This is a genomic window from Sphingobium sp. B2D3A (assembly GCF_025961795.1).
In the GTDB taxonomy this organism is placed as follows: Bacteria; Pseudomonadota; Alphaproteobacteria; order Sphingomonadales; family Sphingomonadaceae; genus Sphingobium.
In genome coordinates, this window is the sequence record NZ_JAOQOI010000001.1 from 1,584,237 (window position 1) to 1,601,550 (window position 17,314).

Below are 17,314 nucleotides of genomic sequence, written 5' to 3' on the forward strand. Positions count from 1 at the left end.
TGATGACAGCAACAGACCCCCATGTCGCGCGGCTGCGCCAGCTGGATGCCTGCGCGGTATCGGACACGCTGGACAAGCTGGGCCTCGCCGGCTGTGTGACCGGGCTGCGCTCCGCCTCGCCGGGCCGCCGCATTGCCGGGCGGGTGCATACGGTCAAGCTCAAGGCCGGCAACGCGCCCGCCGACCGTCCCCCGGTGCATCTGGGCGCCGCCGCCATCGACGCCAGCGGCCCGGACGATGTGATCGTGGTCGAGCAGCGCACCGGCATCGATGCCGGCTGCTGGGGCGGCATCCTGTCGCGCGGCGCGCAGCACAAGGGCGTCGCCGGGGTGATCTGCGAAGGCCTGGCCCGCGATGTCGATGAAGCCCGCGAGATCGGCTTTCCGGTCTTCTGTCGCGGTTATACCGCCCGTACGGCCCGCAACCGCGTCTACGAGGATGCGACGGACGTCCCCGTCACAGTCGGCGATTTCACCATCGAACCCGGTTTCTATGTCATCTGCGATTCCAGCGCGGCGGTGTTCATCGCGCCAGCCGACATCGCCCGCGTGCTCGATGCCGCCGAGGATATCGTCCGCCGCGAGGGCGAGATGACCCGCCGCCTCGCCACCGGCGAGAGCGCCAGCGCCGTGCTCGGCGCCAATTACGAATATATGCTCAAGGGCGACCAACAATGACCGACGACCGCAACGTCACCCGCGCCGCCGCGCTCGATACCGCAACCTTGAGCGATGCGCTCGACCGGCTCGGTATCGTCGGCCAGTGCTACCAGATCGCCGGCCGCGATCCTGATTTTCGCATGGCGGGGCGGGCTTATACGATGCTCTGCGGCCCGGCCTCGACCCCGCCCGGCACGGTGGGCGATTATATCGATGATGTCCCCCCCGGCCATGTCGTCGTCATCGACAATGGCGGCCGCGAGGATGCCACCATCTGGGGCGATATCCTCACCGAGATCGCGCATCGCCGCGGCCTCGCCGGCACCGTGATCGACGGGATCAGCCGCGACGTCTCGCTCTGCCGCGCGCTCGGCTATCCGGTCTTCAGCAAGGGCCACTGGATGCGCACCGGCAAGGATCGGGTGCAGGTGGAAGTCACCAACTGCCCGGTCAACATCGGCGGCGCCCGCGTGGCGCCCGGCGATATCCTGCGCGGCGATCCCGATGGCGTGATCGTCATCCCGCAGGCGCATGAGGAGGCCGTCCTCGCCGCCGCCGAGGAGATCCACGCCGCCGAGGAGAGCATCCGCGCCGCCTGCCGCACCGGCATGCGCCTCGACGAGGCCCGCGCGCAGTTCAAATATCACAGCCTTCAGACACGTCAGAAATAAGGGGATCAGCCGATGATTATCGACTGCCATGGTCACGTCAGCGCTCCGGTGGAGCTTTGGGCCTATAAGGCGAGCCTGCTCGCGCATCGCGGCTCGCACGGGCGCGGGAGCGTCAAGGTGACGGACGAGCAGATCATTGCCGCCGCCCACCACAAGGAGACCTGGCCGGACGGGCACATCGAGCTGCTGCACAATCACGGCACGGACATGCAGCTCATCTCGCCGCGCCCGTTCCAGATGATGAACTCGGCCAAGCCCGCGCGCGTCGTCCACTGGTTCTGCGAGGAGGTGAACACCCTCATCCACCGCCAGTGCACGCTCATCCCGGAGATGTTCATCCCGGTCGCCGGCCTGCCGCAGGTGGCGGGCGAGCCCATCGAGAATGTGTTTGCGGAGATGGATCGCTGCGTCGCCATGGGCTTCAAGGGCTTCCTGCTCAACCCGGACCCCTATGAGAACGGCGCCGAGGAAGCCCCGCCGCTGGGCGACCGTTACTGGTATCCGCTCTACGAGAAGCTGTGCGAGCTGGATCTGCCCGCGCATATCCACGCCACCGGCTCCCAGTCCGAGCGCTCGCCTTATTCGCTGCACTTCATCAATGAAGAGACGATCGCCACCTATAACCTGTGCACCTCATCGGTGTTCGATGATTTTCCGCAGCTCAAGGTGGTGGTGAGCCACGGCGGCGGCGCAATCCCCTATCAGCTCGGCCGCTTCGAATCCCAGTCGCGCCGCACCAAGCACCTCTTCTCCGAGCGCATGGCCAAGCTCTATTTCGATACCGTGCTCTACACCGAAGGCGCCCTGCGCCTGCTCATCGAAACCGTCGGCCCCGAGCGCTGCCTGTTCGGCTCCGAATGCCCCGGCGTCGGCTCCACCATCGATCCCGCCACCGGAAAGCAAATGGACCACATCGCCCCCTTCATCCAGAAATTCGACTTCCTGAGCGACGCCGACAAGAAGCTGATTTTTGAGGATAATGCGCGGAAGGTGTTTAATTTGGAGGTTTGAGGGGGGATTTCGACTGGAGCCTTTCCTTCGGATCGCGGGCACGCAGATTAGCAAGTTGGGATAGGACATTCGATGCGTTGGCGTCGGCTCGCGCCCCCGCTCACGACATCTGGCGTTGCTGATGTGAGCGTCGGCGTTTGCCAGGACCCGCCATCGGGGTCGAACAAACCGGCCGGGCGGCTGTGCGTCGTATCTCTAAACGTTGGACTTCCGTCGCTCCGATCCCGAAAGCGGTCATCCGACCACATGCCGGGCGAATATAAGCTACTGGTGAAGGCGAGCCGTTCGCTGACGGTAATTCTATCGCGGACCTCAACTTATTAGCCCCGGCAGACCCGGCGAGGTTCATTTTTACACCAAGCATCTCTTTACTGCTAAGTTAATTTTGAGTCGTGTGACCTTTTCCTAGGCGCTATCCCTTCTCCAGCAATGACAGGAGTATGGAATGCAAGTTCGGGGACAGGCGAATTTTAAAAATCCGTCGCAAGAGGCTGGGTTAGTATACTTTGTGGAGCGTTTAGAGGAGTTGACCTACGAGTACTCACTCGACAGCTATAAAGCCCCACCCGCAAACCCCCCTGTTTTAATCAAAGAAGCTTTAGATCAGTTAGATGCAATCGAAGCAACTGGCGATGAGGGGATTGGCGCCGCTGCTTACATTGTAAAAGAACTGGCGGATCGTTTAAAAGATAACATCATCAGTCAATCTTTGATTTCGCAAGGCCGAGACGTTCAAAACGGTCTCTCGAATAATGATCGGTCTTCACTCCGGTCACTTCTTCAGGTTCTCACTAAAGAACTTTCTCCCCCGGCATACATATCCAAAGCATTCGAGTTGGTACTGTCTACAGTGCCTTCGAACAAAAAAATGGATATCGACTTTCTCGTAACAGAACTTGTGGCAACCCTTCAAAATGCAGGGATGAGTAGACGGTATATATACCGAACAACAGTTCGGTACTGGTACGATGATGTCGGAGTTGAGAAAAGATCCATATCTGATCTCGCGCCGTTCCTCAAGCTAATATTTTTATATCAGCACGAGTTTGTCGTGTTTTTCAAAGCAAGTCTTCTCGTCGATGAGCTAAAGAACGAGAATTTCGAAGCGTTTCGTATTCAGATACAAGATGAGTTGGACGATGACTTTAAGATGGCTCCGGCGGCCAAGTCTTTCATGAAGCGTAAGGAAAAGGAACGTTTTGTCAGGGTTGCCGGATTCAAGGGCTTTGACCGAGATTCTGCGGTGGAATCGGCTCGAGAAAAGGTGGGCCTTATCCATAACATGTTTCGTGTTTACCACCATAAACAGGACTTCCAGCTCAGTCGCCATGCTATGGTCAAGCAGTGCTGCGAAAGCGAAATAGTCCTGGTTGACGATACAGATAAGGTCATGTTGCATGTTGCAGATGACCGGCCCGGCGCGGCTGCTAGACGCCTCGACAATTTACTTCGCAATTCCGCATTTAGTCGAGGGGCAGACAAGCGTCGCTTCTACAGCATCGCTGGATTTCACGCGATGAGTCTTGAGGCCTCTTCTTTGGAAAACCAAATAATCAATCTGTGGATCGGCCTTGAGACGATTTCGCCTAGCCGGGTGGGTAAGACTAAGATAGACAGTGTCGTAAACGCAATCGTTCCCTGTTTGGGATTGCGTTACTTGGAACGCACCATGGCGGGAGCGGCCACCGATCTAATCACGTGGGATCGTAAGGCGGCCCTACAGCACCTGAAAGCGCCAGCCCCAGGTCCGGAAAGGTCTCTCGCAGAGTATTTAGCTCGGCTGCTACTCGCTGCCGATGAGTCTGCGGTCAATGCTCTATTTCAGGATTTGGGGACGAATGAGCTCCTGAGGCACCGCCTATATAGATTGCGCCGAAATCTAGCTGAACCTACAAAGGCGCTATCTCTCATAGAGTCTCATGAGCAACGGGTAGAGTGGCAAATTCGTCGGATTTATCGGACTAGGAACGCAATTGTTCACAAGGGAGAACTACCCAGTTCTGTGCACTCCGTAATAGACAGTGCTCACTTTTATTTAGATCAGACGATCCAGATCACAAATGAGCTTTCTTGCGGCCCCCAAGGATTCCATTTGTATCGTGACACATTCCATTATCTCCGCCTCGAGTATGAGGCTTATAAACGGGTTTTGCGTAGCGCAGGAGCTTATGGTGACGATGTCTGCACAGGATTGTTTTGGAAGCGGCCACCATTATTATGGCCAAAGGAAATGTTCGGCTGAACATTTCTGTATCAATGCGGAATTTCGATCGAAGCGGCTGGGTTTTTTGAGTAATCTATCGGTGTGATTAAAAAGCGAACGGCATTAAGCGACGGGAGATTTCTGCGAGACATAGCGGCCATTGAATGTCGTCGGTCCGCCCGACCGTCCACCTCGGTCTTTACACGGCGCTGTTCGAATAGGAACTGAACGTCAGCTTCTGGCAAGAGCAGATGTTCAAGCTATGGCATTGGAACGACAGTTTGTCCCAATGTCGGTGGATCGAACGATGCCACAGCCTCGACCTCAACAAAAGACGGACTTCAGGGCACCTTCGAGCGGTCGAAGCGTGGACATGTCCCACCCAAACAAAAGCCCGGCCAGATCACGCCAGCCGGGCCAGTCTGATGCCGAGAGAGGTCGGCTGATCGCGTGCGCGTCGTCCGCCGCCTTCAGGCGTCGACATAGCCCTTATTGTCCTGGCTGATGCGCATCGCCTCCTGCTGCAGCTTCAGCACATGCGCGGGCTGGCCATATTGGAAGATGAAGCGCTTGAGGTGCATCGCACCGCCGGCTTCGATGTCCTCGACGGTCGACCCCTTCATCACGGCGTCGCGGTGGACGGCGTCACCCAATGATGTGTCGCGTGGGGTCAGCCGTGCCGTGCTATCAGTCACCCGCTGGCTATCACGCCGCCAATCCTGCAACGCGATCCCGTCCCTCCGCCTTGGCGTGATACAGCGCCTTGTCGGCCCGGACGACGGCAGGCTCGAACGCTGTTTCGGCCGCTGTCACCTGCGAGAAGCCTATGCTGACACTCCATGATCCCGGTGCGGCGCCAGCGGCGCGGCATCGGTTCATCAGCGCCTCGACGATCAGGCGTTGCCCTTCGCAACTCGCCGGCAGCAGCAGGATGAATTCGTCGCCACCAATGCGTGCGAGAGCGCCGTCTTGAGCCTGTGCGATCCGGCCTGCCTCCTGCGCAATGCCGCGCAAGACGGCGTCGCCTGCCTCATGCCCGTGCAGATCGTTGACGGCCTTGAAATGATCGACATCGATCGCGACGACGGCCGCGCCAGGCGCGAGCAGGCGCTGCTTCTGCACCTCCAGGCCCGCCCTGTTCCACACGCCGGTCAGCGGATCGCGAAGCGCTGCGGCGCGCAGCGCGTCCTGCGCCTGATCGATTGGCAGCACCAGCAAACCAAGATTGATGATGCCGAGCAACGCCTGATCTGCGAGCAGCGGCAGGCTGCCCAGCGAGTGATCGCCCGAGAGCACGCCCAGATCGCCCACCAGCGAAATCAGGAATATGGGGATGTAGGCGAGCAGGCCTGCGCCTGCGATCCGCTGCCCGCGCAATGGGCCCGAGATCATGGCTGTCCCATTGATCGCCATGGCTGCGGTCAGGCCAAGGACATCGGCGATCCGGGGGATTTGGGAGTCTGCCGGGAGCCAGCCTTGGGCCATCAGCAACAGCGGCCCAAGATGGGCAACGCCGATGACCAGCGCCGGCAGCGCCATCCACGGCGCGAGCACGGGCCGGCCCTCGAACCGGCGAACGCCCATGACGGAGACCGTGTTGCTGAAGGCGAGCATCATCAACAGCACCGACGCAGCGCCCATGCCGCGCTCACCCCACAAGGCAAAGCCGATCATCACACCGCCGTAGAGAAGCGCGCTTGCCGACCAGAACAGCAGATAATCATCCGCTTTTCGGCCACGCCAAAGCAGCAGAAATACGATGCCAAAAGCGCTCGTATTCACGAGGCTGCAGAGCTGCAGCGTGTCGATGTCCAGCAGATTCATGATTCATCCGATCTTAAAGCTCTCCTGTCCGAGATCGGGTTAACAATGCGTGATGCCTGCGCATTTCATCGCAGCGGACCACCGCGTTTTGAGATCAGCCGTTCAACGGGCGCCAAGGGCGCGGACGTGGCAGGACGGGGAGGGCGCGGTTGGGTATCGGGCGGACGGAGCGCTCGGCTTACTCAGCTTATCGCCGCCCTGAGCTCCTGCCTGCGCAGGAGCACGGAGGATGAGATCCAAGCTTCACGCTCGCCCAATACCCACAGTGCTCCTGCGCAGGCAGGAGCCCAGGGCGCACCGGACGAACCTCGCAGCCATGCGGCATCCCCCAACAAAAAGCCCGGCCAGATCACGCCAGCCGGGCCAGTCTGATGCCGAGAGAGGTCGGCTGATCGCTCGCGTGTCGTCCGCCGCCTTCAGGCGTCGACATAGCCCTTATTGTCCTGGCTGATGCGCATCGCCTCCTGCTGCAGCTTCAGCACATGCGCGGGCTGGCCATATTGGAAGATGAAGCGCTTGAGGTGCAGCGCGCCGCCGGCTTCGATTTCCTCGGCGGTCATGCCTTCCATCACGGCGTCGCGGTGGATGGTCGGCAAGGGAATCGCCTTGTTGATCGCGGGGTCGCGGATGATCGCCTTGGGGTCTTCGCCGCGGCCGATCTTCTCCATGTCGCGCAGGAACTGGCGGCGCATCATGCCGATGCCCTTGTCGCTGAGGCCGAGATTTTCCTGCGTCCGGTCCGAGATGGTGCCCTGGCCGATCCAGGCGACGAAATCCTGGTTCATCACATGGCTGGTGATCCACTCGCCGCGCTCGTCCTTGATCGGGCCGAACCAGACCGGGATGGATTGCTGCACATAGGGCTCGGCATCGCGCGGCACGCGGGTGAAGAACCAGCCGACGCTCATCATCGTCTCATCGTCGATGGGCACGCGGAATTCGAAATGGTCGCCGGTGAACATCGCATTGGGCCACAGGCACGCGCGGCCGATGGTCCACAGCGGGTTGGTCTCGTCCGTGTCCTCGCGGATGCGGTTGTAGGTGAAGCCATAATCATATTCGCGGAAGTCGATCTTGAGGTGCTTGGGGCCATAGGGGCCGGTCTCGCCGCGCAGGCGCTTGCTCCAATTGGCGTGCATCCACTCGAAGTGGATCGGGTCCATCGAGTTTTCCTGCCCCTGCAGCCAGTTGCAGGGCAGCTCGGAGATGACGATCTGGCGGAAGCCGTTCTTCCACGAGAAGGGCTCCCAGTCCGGCAGCTCGGGCGCGGGGAGGGGGCCCATATAGGCCCAGAGCAGCCCGGCATGGGCGCGGACCGGATAGGCCTTGATCCGCACCTTGTCCTTGTAGCGCCCCTGCGGATTGGCAGTGTCCTCAAAGGGCTGCTCGGTGCAGGCGCCCTGCGCGTCGAACATCCAGCCATGATAGCTGCAGCGCAGCCCATCCGGCTCGACCATGCCGCAGGCCATGTCGGCGCGGCGGTGGGGGCAGTGGCGGTCCATCAGGCCGAACTGGCCGGAGAGATCCTTGTAGAGCACCAGATTCTCGCCCATGATCCGCACCGGCTTGGTGGCGCGCGTCTCGAACTCGCTCTCGCCGGCGATGGGGTGCCAGTAGCGGCGCAGCAGCTCGCCCATCGGCGTGCCGGGGCCGACGCGGGCCAGCTTTTCATTCTGTTCTGCAGCCAGCATGGCGCATCCCTCCTTGGTCATCTGCCGGGAATCCGTGGGGGCGCCCGCGGACTCATTTCGTCTTTGCCAAATCGTTGTCATAGACAACAAAGTGCGTCAAGCCCGTGTTTGCCGCCCGGGCCTTTTTGTTGTGCGCGGGCAGCGGCATCCCTTATACCGGTCCGTTCGAAACCAAGGGGGACCTGTTCTGTGGCCAGAAAGAAGGCCGGCGCATCGGTGGATCGGCCGAGCTTCCGCAACCTGATGACCTTCCGCCTCCATATGGTGGCGCGCTTTTCCGAAGGGATTTCCGAGGAATATTATCGCCGCCACCTGGGGCTCTCGCTGCCGGAATGCCGCGTGATCGGCATCACCGCCAGTTACGGTTCGGTCTCCTTCAAGCAGGTCGCGGCGGATGCGCATCTGGAGAAGAGCTATGCCAGCCGCGTCGTCTCCTCGCTGGTCGAGCGCGGGATTATCGAGAAGCAGGCCAATCCGTCGGACAGCCGCTCGGTGCTGCTCCAGCTCACCGATCATGGCAAGACCGTGCACGAGCAGACCTATGCCCTCGCGCTGCGCCTCAACGAGGTGCTGCAGATGCCCTTCACCCGCAAGCAGAGCGATGATTTTCTGGCGTTTCTCGGCCAGCTGGATCAGCAGCTCAAGCGCGTGAGCGGGGTGGTGGAGGATGTCGATGCGCTGGGCAAGGTGCCCCGCATCGAGAGCGCCCCCGCGCCGGAGACCCGCAGCGACGGCGCCATGATGCTGGACCGCGCCTTCGCCCAGAAGCTGCACGACATGCTCGGCCGCTACCTCGCCGAAAACCCCTGAGCGTTTCGCGCGGCACGATTTCGGGGTTGTAGATTCAAACAACAATATCCATGCTCCTGCGCAAACGAGTCAGGAGATGATGGATGGGCGAGGGAACAGTGCTGGAGCGGCCGGCGAGCGTGGCGGGCGCGGACGCGCATCTCATTGGCGGCAGGCTCGTGCAGGGCGCTTTCGAGGACGGGGGGCGCAGCTTCGCGGTGATCGATCCCGCCACCGGCCGCCCCTTCGCGCTCTGCCCGGAGGCCTCGCAGGCCGATCTCGATGCCGCCGTCGCCGCCGCCCGCGCCGCCTTCCCGGCCTGGGCCGCGCGCACGCCGGAGCATCGCCGCGCGCGCATCCACGCCCTGGCCGACAGCATCGCCGCCGCGGCCGATCGCCTCGCCCCCTTGCTCACCCGCGAGCATGGCAAGCCCATCGAGCAGGCGCGCATGGAGCTGACCGTCGCCGCGCATCACATGAAGCAACTCGCCGCGCTGGAGATCGGCGATGAGGTGCTGCGCGATGATGCGCGCGGCAAGGTGGAGCTGCGCTACCATCCCCTGGGCGTCGTCGGCGCCATCGCGCCGTGGAACTTCCCCATCGCGCTCGCCATGCACAAGGTCGCGCAGGCGCTCTACACCGGCAACACGCTGATCCTGAAGCCCTCGCCCTACACGCCGCTCACCACGCTGGCGGTGGGTGCGCTCGCGGCCGATGTGCTGCCCGCCGGCGTGATGAACGTCCTCGCCGGCGGCAATGATCTGGGCGCCTGGATGACCGCGCATGAGGGGATCGACAAGATCAGCTTCACCGGCTCGGTCGCCACCGGCAAGAAGGTGATGGCCAGCGCTGCCGCCACGCTCAAGCGCATCACGCTGGAGCTGGGCGGCAATGATGCGACGCTGGTGCTGGCCGATGCGGATCTGGACAAGGCCGCCGCCGGCATCGCCCGCAGCGGCTTCTACAATTGCGGGCAGATCTGCATGGCCATCAAGCGCGTCTATGTGGCCGAGCCCGTGCGCGATGCCTTTCTGGAAAAGCTGGTCGAGAAGGTCCGCGCGCTCAAGGTCGGCCCCGGCAGCGAGCCCGGCATGGACATGGGGCCCATCCAGAACCTGCCGCAATATGAGAAGGTGAAGGCCTATCTGGAAGACGCCGTCGCCCGTCCCGGCGCGCAGCTGTTGACGGGCGGGAGCGCTAGCGGGGGGGCGCAGGGCGGCGCGCACGGCGAGGGGGGATATTTCATCGAGCCGACCATCATCGCCGGGCTGGATGAGAGCGTGCCCCTGGTCTGCGAGGAGCAGTTCGGCCCGGTCATGCCCGTGCTCAGCTTCACCAGCGAGGATGAAGCCGTACAACGCGCCAACGCCACCCGCTTCGGCCTCGGCGCCTCCGTCTGGAGCACGGACGAAACCCGCGCCCGCGCCGTCGCCGGGCAACTGATGGCCGGCACCGTCTGGATCAACCGCCACGGCCTCAACGAGTCAGACGTGCCCTTCGGCGGCATGAAGGACTCCGGCTACGGCCGCGAGCATGGCGTGCTGGGGATACGGGCCTATCAGGAACTGCAGGTGGTGAGCCGGCCGGCGGGGTGAGGGGGCTAAAGCCCCCGCGCCGGAACCCGTCCCCGTTCGTGTCGAGCGAAGTCGAGACACCACAGCGCCTGACATCGCCTCCCGCTCATGTCGAGCGAAGTCGAGACACTTCCGACAAAGCGCCGTTCTGTCTCGACTTCCCCTAAAAGCTGCGTCATTTTGCGGGTGGCGGGGTAATCTTCCTGCCGAAGTTGCGGCCCGCGAATCTGGCGAGGGAAGGAGATTATGAGCAAGGCATCTTATCCGCTCAGACTGCCCGCCTCGGTGAGAGCCGCCGCCGAGCGCCTTGCCAAGGAAGACGGTGTGTCGCTCAACCATTGGATTTCCGTTGCGATCGCCCAGAAGATTGGCGTGGTCGAGGCGGCATCCGGTTTCCTCAAGTGCCGCGCCGGTAAGGCTCGGCCAGAGGGCATGCTGCCCTTGCTCCATAAGGCAAAGCGGGAGCGGGCGCCAAGTCAGGACAAAATCTGAGTTGGGGTAGGAACAAGCATAAAAGACAAAAATTTTGGACAAATTCCTCAGTTGCTAAAAGCTACCCAAGCGCCTTTCTGATCTCATGTCCCATCCTCGTACGGACAATTTTCTCATAATTCCTCAACTGGCCACCAATTGGTTTTCCGAGAGGGCCGAAGGCATCCATGGCGCGCTTTGCGTATGTCCAAAATGTCCAAGTGTCATAGCTGCCATGCGGATCGAAATCAGCGACCCGGCCGTATCGTTGCATGAAGCTAGCGGCGTTGAATCGCTGTTCAATGTAAGTTTGATCTTTGCCGGGATACCGCCGCACTAAGGCACGTGCCTCTGCTCGGATCGACTTTGTTACCTTTCTGTACAGCCGTGATAAAGTAGCGTCTCGCAGATATGCTGCCTTTCCGTCGTACCGAAAGCCGAGATATTCTAATCCGTTTCTGCCTTGTTCGCCGTGAAGTTTGACAAACCCCTGTCCACCGGGACCCGGGAAATATCTAAGCACGGAAGTTTTACTTGCCTTAATGACAATTTGCGGTCCGTGATTTTTTATTTCCGTCATTACGAAATCCCTGGCAGCGAAGGCTTCGGGTTCGCCCCCTGGAACAATTATAATAATGTCATCAGAATATCGGTAAAAGACTCCTTTCATAGATTGAACATAGTCTTTCACGATGCTGTCGAAGTCTATCAGGTATATGTTTGCTAGCATATCAGAAATGGGCGAACCCTGGGGGATTCCGAAGTCATTTTTGTTAGTCTCAATCAGACTCGTGAATTTACCGCCCTTTCCGCATATTTTCTCTCTAAACTCTTCGTTGGTGCACAGCTGCCGAGGCATGTCTTTAAACCCGATATTATAAACGGGGACTTTTCCAGAACCTTTTTGCTGCCACGTTAGATATCCTAAGCGTTCGTAGGCGGCATCGCGATCGACGATCGCATATTGGGTGATAGCGCGAAAGACTGCGCGATGATCGGGAGGAAGTTCGCTGCATCCCAGCAAGCTGCACCACTTTTCCTTCAAAATTTCGTGATCAATACTCTCGAAAAACTTACTGATATCAAGTGTTACTACAGCAGCGTCCTCGAAATCTCGGATTACTTTGAAGGCGTCGAGCGCGAAGTCGATGTTCGACTTCCCCTTACCTTCCGGACTGGTAAGCTTTCGATAAGCGATAACATTATCGGAAAGGCCGCGATCCGCTAGGGCCGCTTCATATGGGCACCTGAGAATGTGTCTGTAATAAGAATAGATATAGGCGTCACGCCTGCTCGCGAACCGCAGCGGCCGAACCTTCTTGTCAGGCTTGCCGCCTTGTTTATCACGGAAGGGCTGCCACTTTTCTTCGAACCGCATGAACGGATAGAAGCTGTTGCGAGCAACTGCTTCGGGGTTGCGCACCAACTTTTCGATATCGCGTGGTCGTATCGGTTTATCGAAGTGTGGATAATGCTTGAGTGTCGGAGACCAGTCGACCACATCTACTCCACGAGAGGGGGGAAGAACATCCGCGTCCCTTGCGGAATTTCCTTAATAGGAGCGTTCTTCCCCCAGCACTATTATCTGACGAGCGTTCATGGCACTCTGTGGGGACCTATTCGAACGAATTGTACTATACTGTCGTTGAGGTCGTTCAGACTTTCGTCTGGTCCGATCCCGCTTCCATCTTCATCAGCGAGGTTACTATGAACCTAACTATTCTGAAAATTTCTGTTGACGGTATAAACTATCTACTCCCGCGCGAATTAACGGTTGGGATGTATCTTAAGTAGCATTTTGTCCAATTGTAGTAAACATAGAAATAACGTTTTCAGGACCTGCGGGCGTCGCGATATGGGACTGTTACCTCAAGCCCGCCCCACCTTCACCTCCATCAACACCTGCCGCTTCTCCTCCCGGATCACCCGCGCCGCCTCGCGCAGCGTGTCGGCCAGCGCGGCCGGGTCGGCCACCCGCGCGGTCCAGGCGCGTGAGGCTTCGGCGATCTTGCAGAAGTCGGGCAGCGGCTCGAGCGATGTGATCGGCATCACATTGGCACGCGCCGCGTGGCCTTGGGGGTAGATGCCCAGGGTCGATCCGCGCACCGCGCCCCAGATGCCGTTATTATAGACGATGGTGAGCAGCGGCAGGCCGTGCGCCTCGGCAATCTGGTGGCAGGCGACCGGATTGGCGAACATGTAGCTGCCATCGCCCACCGTCGCGACGACCAGCCGGTCGCGGTCCGCCAGCTGCACGCCCAGCGCGGCGGGGAGCCCCCAGCCGAGCCCGCCGGAAATCGGGTTCTGGAAGAACTGGTCGCCGCGCAGCCCGGTGACGAATTCCGGCTTGGCGCCCAGCTCGCTGACGATGCAGCCCTCCGCGCCGATCAACTCCACCACCGCGCGGGTGACGAAGGCGGCGGACATGGGCGGCCCGGCGCGCACCGCGCTGTCCAGCTGCGCGCGCCGCGCGGCGTGGCGCTCGGCCAGCCGGGCGAAGCGGGCGGAGCGGTCCCGCGCCAATGTCGGAGGGGGCGTCATGGCCTGCATCGCCTCGTCCAGCGCGGCGATGATGTGGGCGGATTCGCCGGTCAGTGCCAGATCGGTGGCAAAGCCGCGCAGGGGCACTTCCAGCTGGTGCGGATCGGCCCCGGCCTGGATCACCGTCGCCTGCTCGGCAAAGCCGTGGCGGTGCGGCAGCCAGGGCACGATGGCATCGAGCACCAGCACCACGTCCGCCGCCGCCAGGTCCTCGCCGGGGTCGAACCCGCCATGCATGGGCGAGGCGCCGTCGATGGAGAGTTGCGAGGGCCAGAACTCGACCACGGGGATCGCGTGGCGCTCCGCAAAGGCGGTGAGCGCGTCGAACCCGCCACCCCGCGCACCCGTCCGGAAGGCGACGATCAGCGGGCGCTCGGCGGCATCGAGCAGCCGCGCGGCTTCCGCCAGATCCTCCGGATGCGGCGCGGCGCGGGCGGGGGCATTGCGCGGCTTGCTGTCGCGATAGGTCGTCACCTCGCACAGCGCCTCGCGCGGCAGGCCGAGATACACCGGGCCGCGCGGGCTGGAGGTGGCGATGGCCACCGCGCGGTCGACCAGCGGGGCGATCTGCTCGGGGCGGGAGAGGGTGGCGTCCCACTTCACCGGCTCGCGCACCATCGCGGTCTGGTCGCGCATGTTCTGGCCCCAGTTGATCGGCGAATTGCGGTGGCCGAGCGGCCCGTGCTCCGTATGCGGGGTGATGCCGCTGGCGAGGATCATCGGCACCTGGTCGGACGCCGCGTTGAGCACGCCCATCACGCAATTGGCCAGGCCCACATTGGTGTGGACCATCACCGCCTGCGGGCGTCCGGTCGCCAGATAATAACCATGCGCCATGCCGAGCGCGGCGGTCTCGTGCGGGATGAGGATGGGCGTGGGCACCTTGAAGTCCGCCACCTGCGCATGGGCAAAGCCCTCGATCACCGGCGCAAAGTCCGTGCCGCCATTGGCGAACAGATATTCGATGCCATTGGCCGCCAGCCGCCGCAGGAAGATCTCGCCCGCCGAAGCCTCGATCATGGGGGCGTCGATATCCGCCGTCTCCGCAGGGGCAGAAACAGGTTGCGCCGGACTGACCATGAAATCTCCTATCTGTGGCAGCTTATTTTGTTGTCATTGATAACGAAAATTGTGGCTGCTGCAAGGAATCGTGCTATTGGCGGGGGGCAGGGATTGTCTCAAATGACGATCATCAAACCCGCATTCTGTTGTTGCCCAAGGGAGAGTTTTGCATGAAGCCAGCGCCGTTCCGAGCCGACCATGTGGGCAGCCTCATCCGCCCGGACTATCTCATCGAAGCCCGGAACAAGAAGGCCGCCGGCGAGCTCAGCGCCGACGAGCTGCTGATCATCCAGCAGGACGCCATCCGCGAGGTCGTGGCGCTGCAGGAAGGCGTCGGCCTCAAGTCAATCACAGACGGCGAGTATAATCGCGGCAGCTGGCACACCGATTTCCTGCTCCGCTTCGCCAATGTCGAACCCTGGCAGTCCAGCCACCGCACCACCTTCCGCAACGAGCAGGGCACGGTCGAGAGCAAGCCGCATACGGTGCGCATCACCGGCAAGCTCAGCCGCCCCAAGCCGATCTTCGTCGAGGACTTCAAGTTCCTCAAGACGGTGACGAAGGAAACGCCCAAGATCACCATTCCCTCGCCCTCGATCATGCACTTCCGCGGCGGGCGCGATGCGATCGACGCTGAGGCTTATCCCACGATGGAGGAGTTCTACGCGGACCTCGCGGCGGTCTACGCCGAGGAGATCGGCGATCTGATCGACGCCGGCTGCCGCTATCTGCAGATCGACGAGACCAACTTCGCCTATCTCTGCGATCCCACCCTGCGCGCGCAGGTGCCGACCAGCATCGGGGAAGATCCGGACGAACTGCCGCACGTCTACGCCAAGCTCATCAACGCGGCGATTGCCGCCAAGCCCGATGATATGGCCGTCTGCATGCACGTCTGCCGGGGCAATTTCGCCGGCCGCTGGGTTGCCGAGGGTGGCTATGATCCGGTTGCCGAAGTCATGTTTAACGAGATGAACATCGACGGCTATTTCCTGGAATATGATTCCGACCGCGCCGGCGGCTTCGAGCCGCTGCGCTTCCTGCCCAAGGGCAAGACGGTGGTGCTGGGCCTGGTCACCACCAAGCGCGGCACCATGGAGAGCCCTGACGAGCTTAAGCGAAGGATCGAGGATGCGGCGAAATATGCCGATATCAGTCAGCTCGCTCTGTCCCCGCAATGCGGCTTCTCCAGCGGCATCGGCGGCAACATGATGGATATCGAGCACGAAAAGGCCAAGCTGGAGCTGGTCGTGCGCGTGGCGGAGGATGTCTGGGGCTGAGGCCGCCACGCTCACTACAGCATATGATTTCTGAGGGGCGGCATCGGCAGGTGCCGCCCTTTCGCATGCGGTGCGGCGAAGGCGAAGCCGGTTGACAGTCAGCGGGATAATTATCAAGAAGCTTTATATAAAGTAGATTGTCAATTTGCCCGACTGTAGGTCAGCGGGAGAGGGGGAGCATGAGCGCGCAGTCGCGATCCGATGAGGGAAGGCCGCGGCGGCTACTCTATCTGCTCAAGCGCGGCTACACCGCCGGCAAGCTGGAGCTGGACGAGGTGGTGCGCGCGCACGGGCTGACGACCAGCGATTTCACGATCCTCTCTTTCCTCAAACGCCTCGCCCCCTGTTCTGCGGCGGAGCTGGCGCGGGTGCAGCGGGTCACGCCGCAGGCCGCCACCCAGCAACTCGCCCAATTGCGCGAGAAGAACCTCATCACCAGCGAGACCAGCGAACTCAACCGCCGGATCTCGCTCATCAGCCTGACACCCGAGGGACAGGCGCGGTTCGAAGCCGTCAACGCCGATGCGCGACGGCTGGAAGAGCAACTCACGGCCGGGCTAGCGGAGCAAGAACGCAAGACATTGCTCGATCTGCTCACCCGCCTGGTCGTGTCCATGGAAGCGAAAGGACAATCCATCGATGACAAGTGAAAACACCTATGAGGCCGTGAAGGTCACGCTGGATGACGGCATCGCATGGGTGTCCCTCAACCGCCCGGCCAAGCGCAATGCGATGAATCCCACGATCAATCGTGAGATGTGGCAGGTGCTCGATGAGTTGGAGGTGCGCGACGATGTCGGTGTCGTCGTGCTGACCGGCGAGGGAGAGGCCTTCTCTGCCGGCATGGACCTCAAGGAATATTTCCGGGAGACCGAGGGCGAATCCGCCATTGTACAGGCCCGCTTTCGCCGCGCCGCGACGGATTGGATGTGGCGGCGCCTGACGCATTATCCCAAGGCCACCATTGCGATGGTCAACGGCTGGTGCTTCGGCGGGGCATTCACGCCGCTGGTCGCCTGCGACCTGGCGATTGCCGCCGACGAGGCCACTTTCGGCCTGTCCGAGATCAACTGGGGGATCATCCCGGCGGGCAACGTCACGCGCGCCGTGGCGCAGGTGATGAACCACCGCGACAGCCTTTATTATATCATGACCGGCGATCCGTTCGACGGGCGCAAGGCGGCGGAAATGGGGCTGGTCAACCGCTCCGTGCCGCTGACCGATCTACGGGCGGAGACCGAGGCGTTGGCGCGCAAGCTACTCTCCAAGAACCCGACCATCCTGCGCCACGCCAAGTCCGCGTTCAAATATGTCGAGCGGCTGGATTGGGACACGTCCGAGGCGATGCTCGGCGCGATGGCTGCGACGGCGGCGGGCCAGGATACCGAGCGTGGGCGCCGCAAGGGCATGACGCAGTTTCTGGACGAAAAGTCCTTCAAGCCCGGCTTGGGCGGGTATCGCCGCGAGGAGTGAGCGGCCTCGCGTTCAAGCGCCGAACCTCACCTGCTCCGCGTCCCCGCCTTGGGCAAGGGGCGCGG

General features: G+C 61.5%; 15 protein-coding genes. 10 read left to right on the forward strand and 5 right to left on the reverse strand.

The features are described from left to right. Positions 1-2: 2 nt before the first annotated feature. The 4 genes from M2337_RS07355 to M2337_RS07370 all read left to right on the forward strand — a co-directional run bounded on the left by M2337_RS07355 (position 3) and on the right by M2337_RS07370 (position 4,583). Positions 3-677: an RraA family protein gene (locus M2337_RS07355; protein WP_264569691.1), complete on the forward strand. Its 675-nt coding sequence runs from the start codon at positions 3-5 to the stop codon at positions 675-677. Next, a complete protein-coding gene (locus tag M2337_RS07360) occupies positions 674-1,330 on the forward strand; it encodes an RraA family protein (RefSeq protein ID WP_264569692.1) in 657 nt (218 codons plus the stop codon). Before M2337_RS07355 ends, M2337_RS07360 begins: the two co-directional genes overlap by 4 nt. Positions 1,331-1,342: 12 nt before the next feature. After that, entirely contained in the window at positions 1,343-2,341 is a 999-nt protein-coding gene (locus tag M2337_RS07365; protein WP_181558959.1) for an amidohydrolase family protein, read from the forward strand. Positions 2,342-2,786: 445 nt separating this feature from the next. Continuing rightward, entirely contained in the window at positions 2,787-4,583 is a 1,797-nt protein-coding gene (locus M2337_RS07370; RefSeq protein WP_264569693.1) for a hypothetical protein, read from the forward strand. 431 nt (positions 4,584-5,014) lie between these two features. Here M2337_RS07370 and M2337_RS07375 read toward each other — a convergent pair whose 3' ends face one another. The 3 genes from M2337_RS07375 to M2337_RS07385 form a co-directional block, all read right to left on the reverse strand. Then, positions 5,015-5,239 (reverse strand): hypothetical protein, encoded by a 225-nt coding sequence (locus M2337_RS07375; RefSeq protein ID WP_264569694.1) that lies wholly within the window; start codon positions 5,237-5,239, stop codon positions 5,015-5,017. Positions 5,240-5,249: 10 nt separating this feature from the next. After that, positions 5,250-6,368 (reverse strand): sensor domain-containing diguanylate cyclase, encoded by a 1,119-nt coding sequence (locus tag M2337_RS07380; protein WP_264569695.1) that lies wholly within the window; start codon positions 6,366-6,368, stop codon positions 5,250-5,252. Between the two features lie 416 nt (positions 6,369-6,784). Next, positions 6,785-8,059, reverse strand: coding sequence for an aromatic ring-hydroxylating dioxygenase subunit alpha (locus M2337_RS07385; RefSeq protein ID WP_264569696.1), 1,275 nt, complete (start codon positions 8,057-8,059; stop codon positions 6,785-6,787). A 189-nt stretch (positions 8,060-8,248) separates the two neighbouring features. Here M2337_RS07385 and M2337_RS07390 point away from each other — a divergent pair, with 189 nt between their 5' ends. From M2337_RS07390 to M2337_RS07400, 3 genes are all read left to right on the forward strand, one after another. Next, positions 8,249-8,869, forward strand: a complete 621-nt coding sequence (locus M2337_RS07390; RefSeq protein WP_181558965.1) for a MarR family winged helix-turn-helix transcriptional regulator — start codon at positions 8,249-8,251, stop codon at positions 8,867-8,869. Positions 8,870-8,952: 83 nt separating this feature from the next. Next, entirely contained in the window at positions 8,953-10,443 is a 1,491-nt protein-coding gene (locus M2337_RS07395; RefSeq protein ID WP_264569697.1) for an aldehyde dehydrogenase family protein, read from the forward strand. 225 nt (positions 10,444-10,668) lie between these two features. Further along, positions 10,669-10,914, forward strand: coding sequence for a toxin-antitoxin system HicB family antitoxin (locus tag M2337_RS07400; protein ID WP_264569698.1), 246 nt, complete (start codon positions 10,669-10,671; stop codon positions 10,912-10,914). A 61-nt stretch (positions 10,915-10,975) separates the two neighbouring features. On the opposite strand, the gene M2337_RS07405 is transcribed toward M2337_RS07400, so the two are convergent. Together M2337_RS07405 and M2337_RS07410 are read right to left on the reverse strand one after the other, a co-directional pair. Then, positions 10,976-12,394 (reverse strand): reverse transcriptase domain-containing protein, encoded by a 1,419-nt coding sequence (locus M2337_RS07405; protein ID WP_264569699.1) that lies wholly within the window; start codon positions 12,392-12,394, stop codon positions 10,976-10,978. A 368-nt stretch (positions 12,395-12,762) separates the two neighbouring features. Further along, a complete protein-coding gene (locus M2337_RS07410; protein ID WP_264569700.1) occupies positions 12,763-14,514 on the reverse strand; it encodes a thiamine pyrophosphate-requiring protein in 1,752 nt (583 codons plus the stop codon). A 152-nt stretch (positions 14,515-14,666) separates the two neighbouring features. Between M2337_RS07410 and M2337_RS07415 the strand changes: the two genes are divergently transcribed. The 3 genes from M2337_RS07415 (at position 14,667) to M2337_RS07425 (ending at position 17,249) form a co-directional block, all read left to right on the forward strand. Beyond that, the gene (locus M2337_RS07415) at positions 14,667-15,776 is read left to right on the forward strand and encodes a 5-methyltetrahydropteroyltriglutamate--homocysteine S-methyltransferase (RefSeq protein WP_264569701.1); all 1,110 of its coding nucleotides are present in this window, start codon (positions 14,667-14,669) and stop codon (positions 15,774-15,776) included. Positions 15,777-15,955: 179 nt separating this feature from the next. Beyond that, positions 15,956-16,426: a MarR family winged helix-turn-helix transcriptional regulator gene (locus tag M2337_RS07420; RefSeq protein WP_264569702.1), complete on the forward strand. Its 471-nt coding sequence runs from the start codon at positions 15,956-15,958 to the stop codon at positions 16,424-16,426. After that, entirely contained in the window at positions 16,416-17,249 is an 834-nt protein-coding gene (locus M2337_RS07425; RefSeq protein WP_264569703.1) for a p-hydroxycinnamoyl CoA hydratase/lyase, read from the forward strand. Before M2337_RS07420 ends, M2337_RS07425 begins: the two co-directional genes overlap by 11 nt. The last annotated feature ends 65 nt before the right edge of the window (positions 17,250-17,314 follow it).

Bases quoted from the DNA above. Each gene is read 5' to 3' on its own strand.
- M2337_RS07370 (WP_264569693.1), top strand. From the start codon at position 2,787: ATGCAAGTTCGGGGACAGGCGAATTTTAAAAATCCGTCGCAAGAGGCT.
- M2337_RS07355 (WP_264569691.1), top strand. From the start codon at position 3: ATGACAGCAACAGACCCCCATGTCGCGCGGCTGCGCCAGCTGGATGCC.
- M2337_RS07400 (WP_264569698.1), top strand. From the start codon at position 10,669: ATGAGCAAGGCATCTTATCCGCTCAGACTGCCCGCCTCGGTGAGAGCC.
- M2337_RS07385 (WP_264569696.1), bottom strand. From the start codon at position 8,059: ATGCTGGCTGCAGAACAGAATGAAAAGCTGGCCCGCGTCGGCCCCGGC.
- M2337_RS07415 (WP_264569701.1), top strand. From the start codon at position 14,667: ATGAAGCCAGCGCCGTTCCGAGCCGACCATGTGGGCAGCCTCATCCGC.
- M2337_RS07360 (WP_264569692.1), top strand. From the start codon at position 674: ATGACCGACGACCGCAACGTCACCCGCGCCGCCGCGCTCGATACCGCA.
- M2337_RS07410 (WP_264569700.1), bottom strand. From the start codon at position 14,514: ATGGTCAGTCCGGCGCAACCTGTTTCTGCCCCTGCGGAGACGGCGGAT.
- M2337_RS07365 (WP_181558959.1), top strand. From the start codon at position 1,343: ATGATTATCGACTGCCATGGTCACGTCAGCGCTCCGGTGGAGCTTTGG.
- M2337_RS07425 (WP_264569703.1), top strand. From the start codon at position 16,416: ATGACAAGTGAAAACACCTATGAGGCCGTGAAGGTCACGCTGGATGAC.
- M2337_RS07395 (WP_264569697.1), top strand. From the start codon at position 8,953: ATGGGCGAGGGAACAGTGCTGGAGCGGCCGGCGAGCGTGGCGGGCGCG.
- M2337_RS07420 (WP_264569702.1), top strand. From the start codon at position 15,956: ATGAGCGCGCAGTCGCGATCCGATGAGGGAAGGCCGCGGCGGCTACTC.
- M2337_RS07380 (WP_264569695.1), bottom strand. From the start codon at position 6,368: ATGAATCTGCTGGACATCGACACGCTGCAGCTCTGCAGCCTCGTGAAT.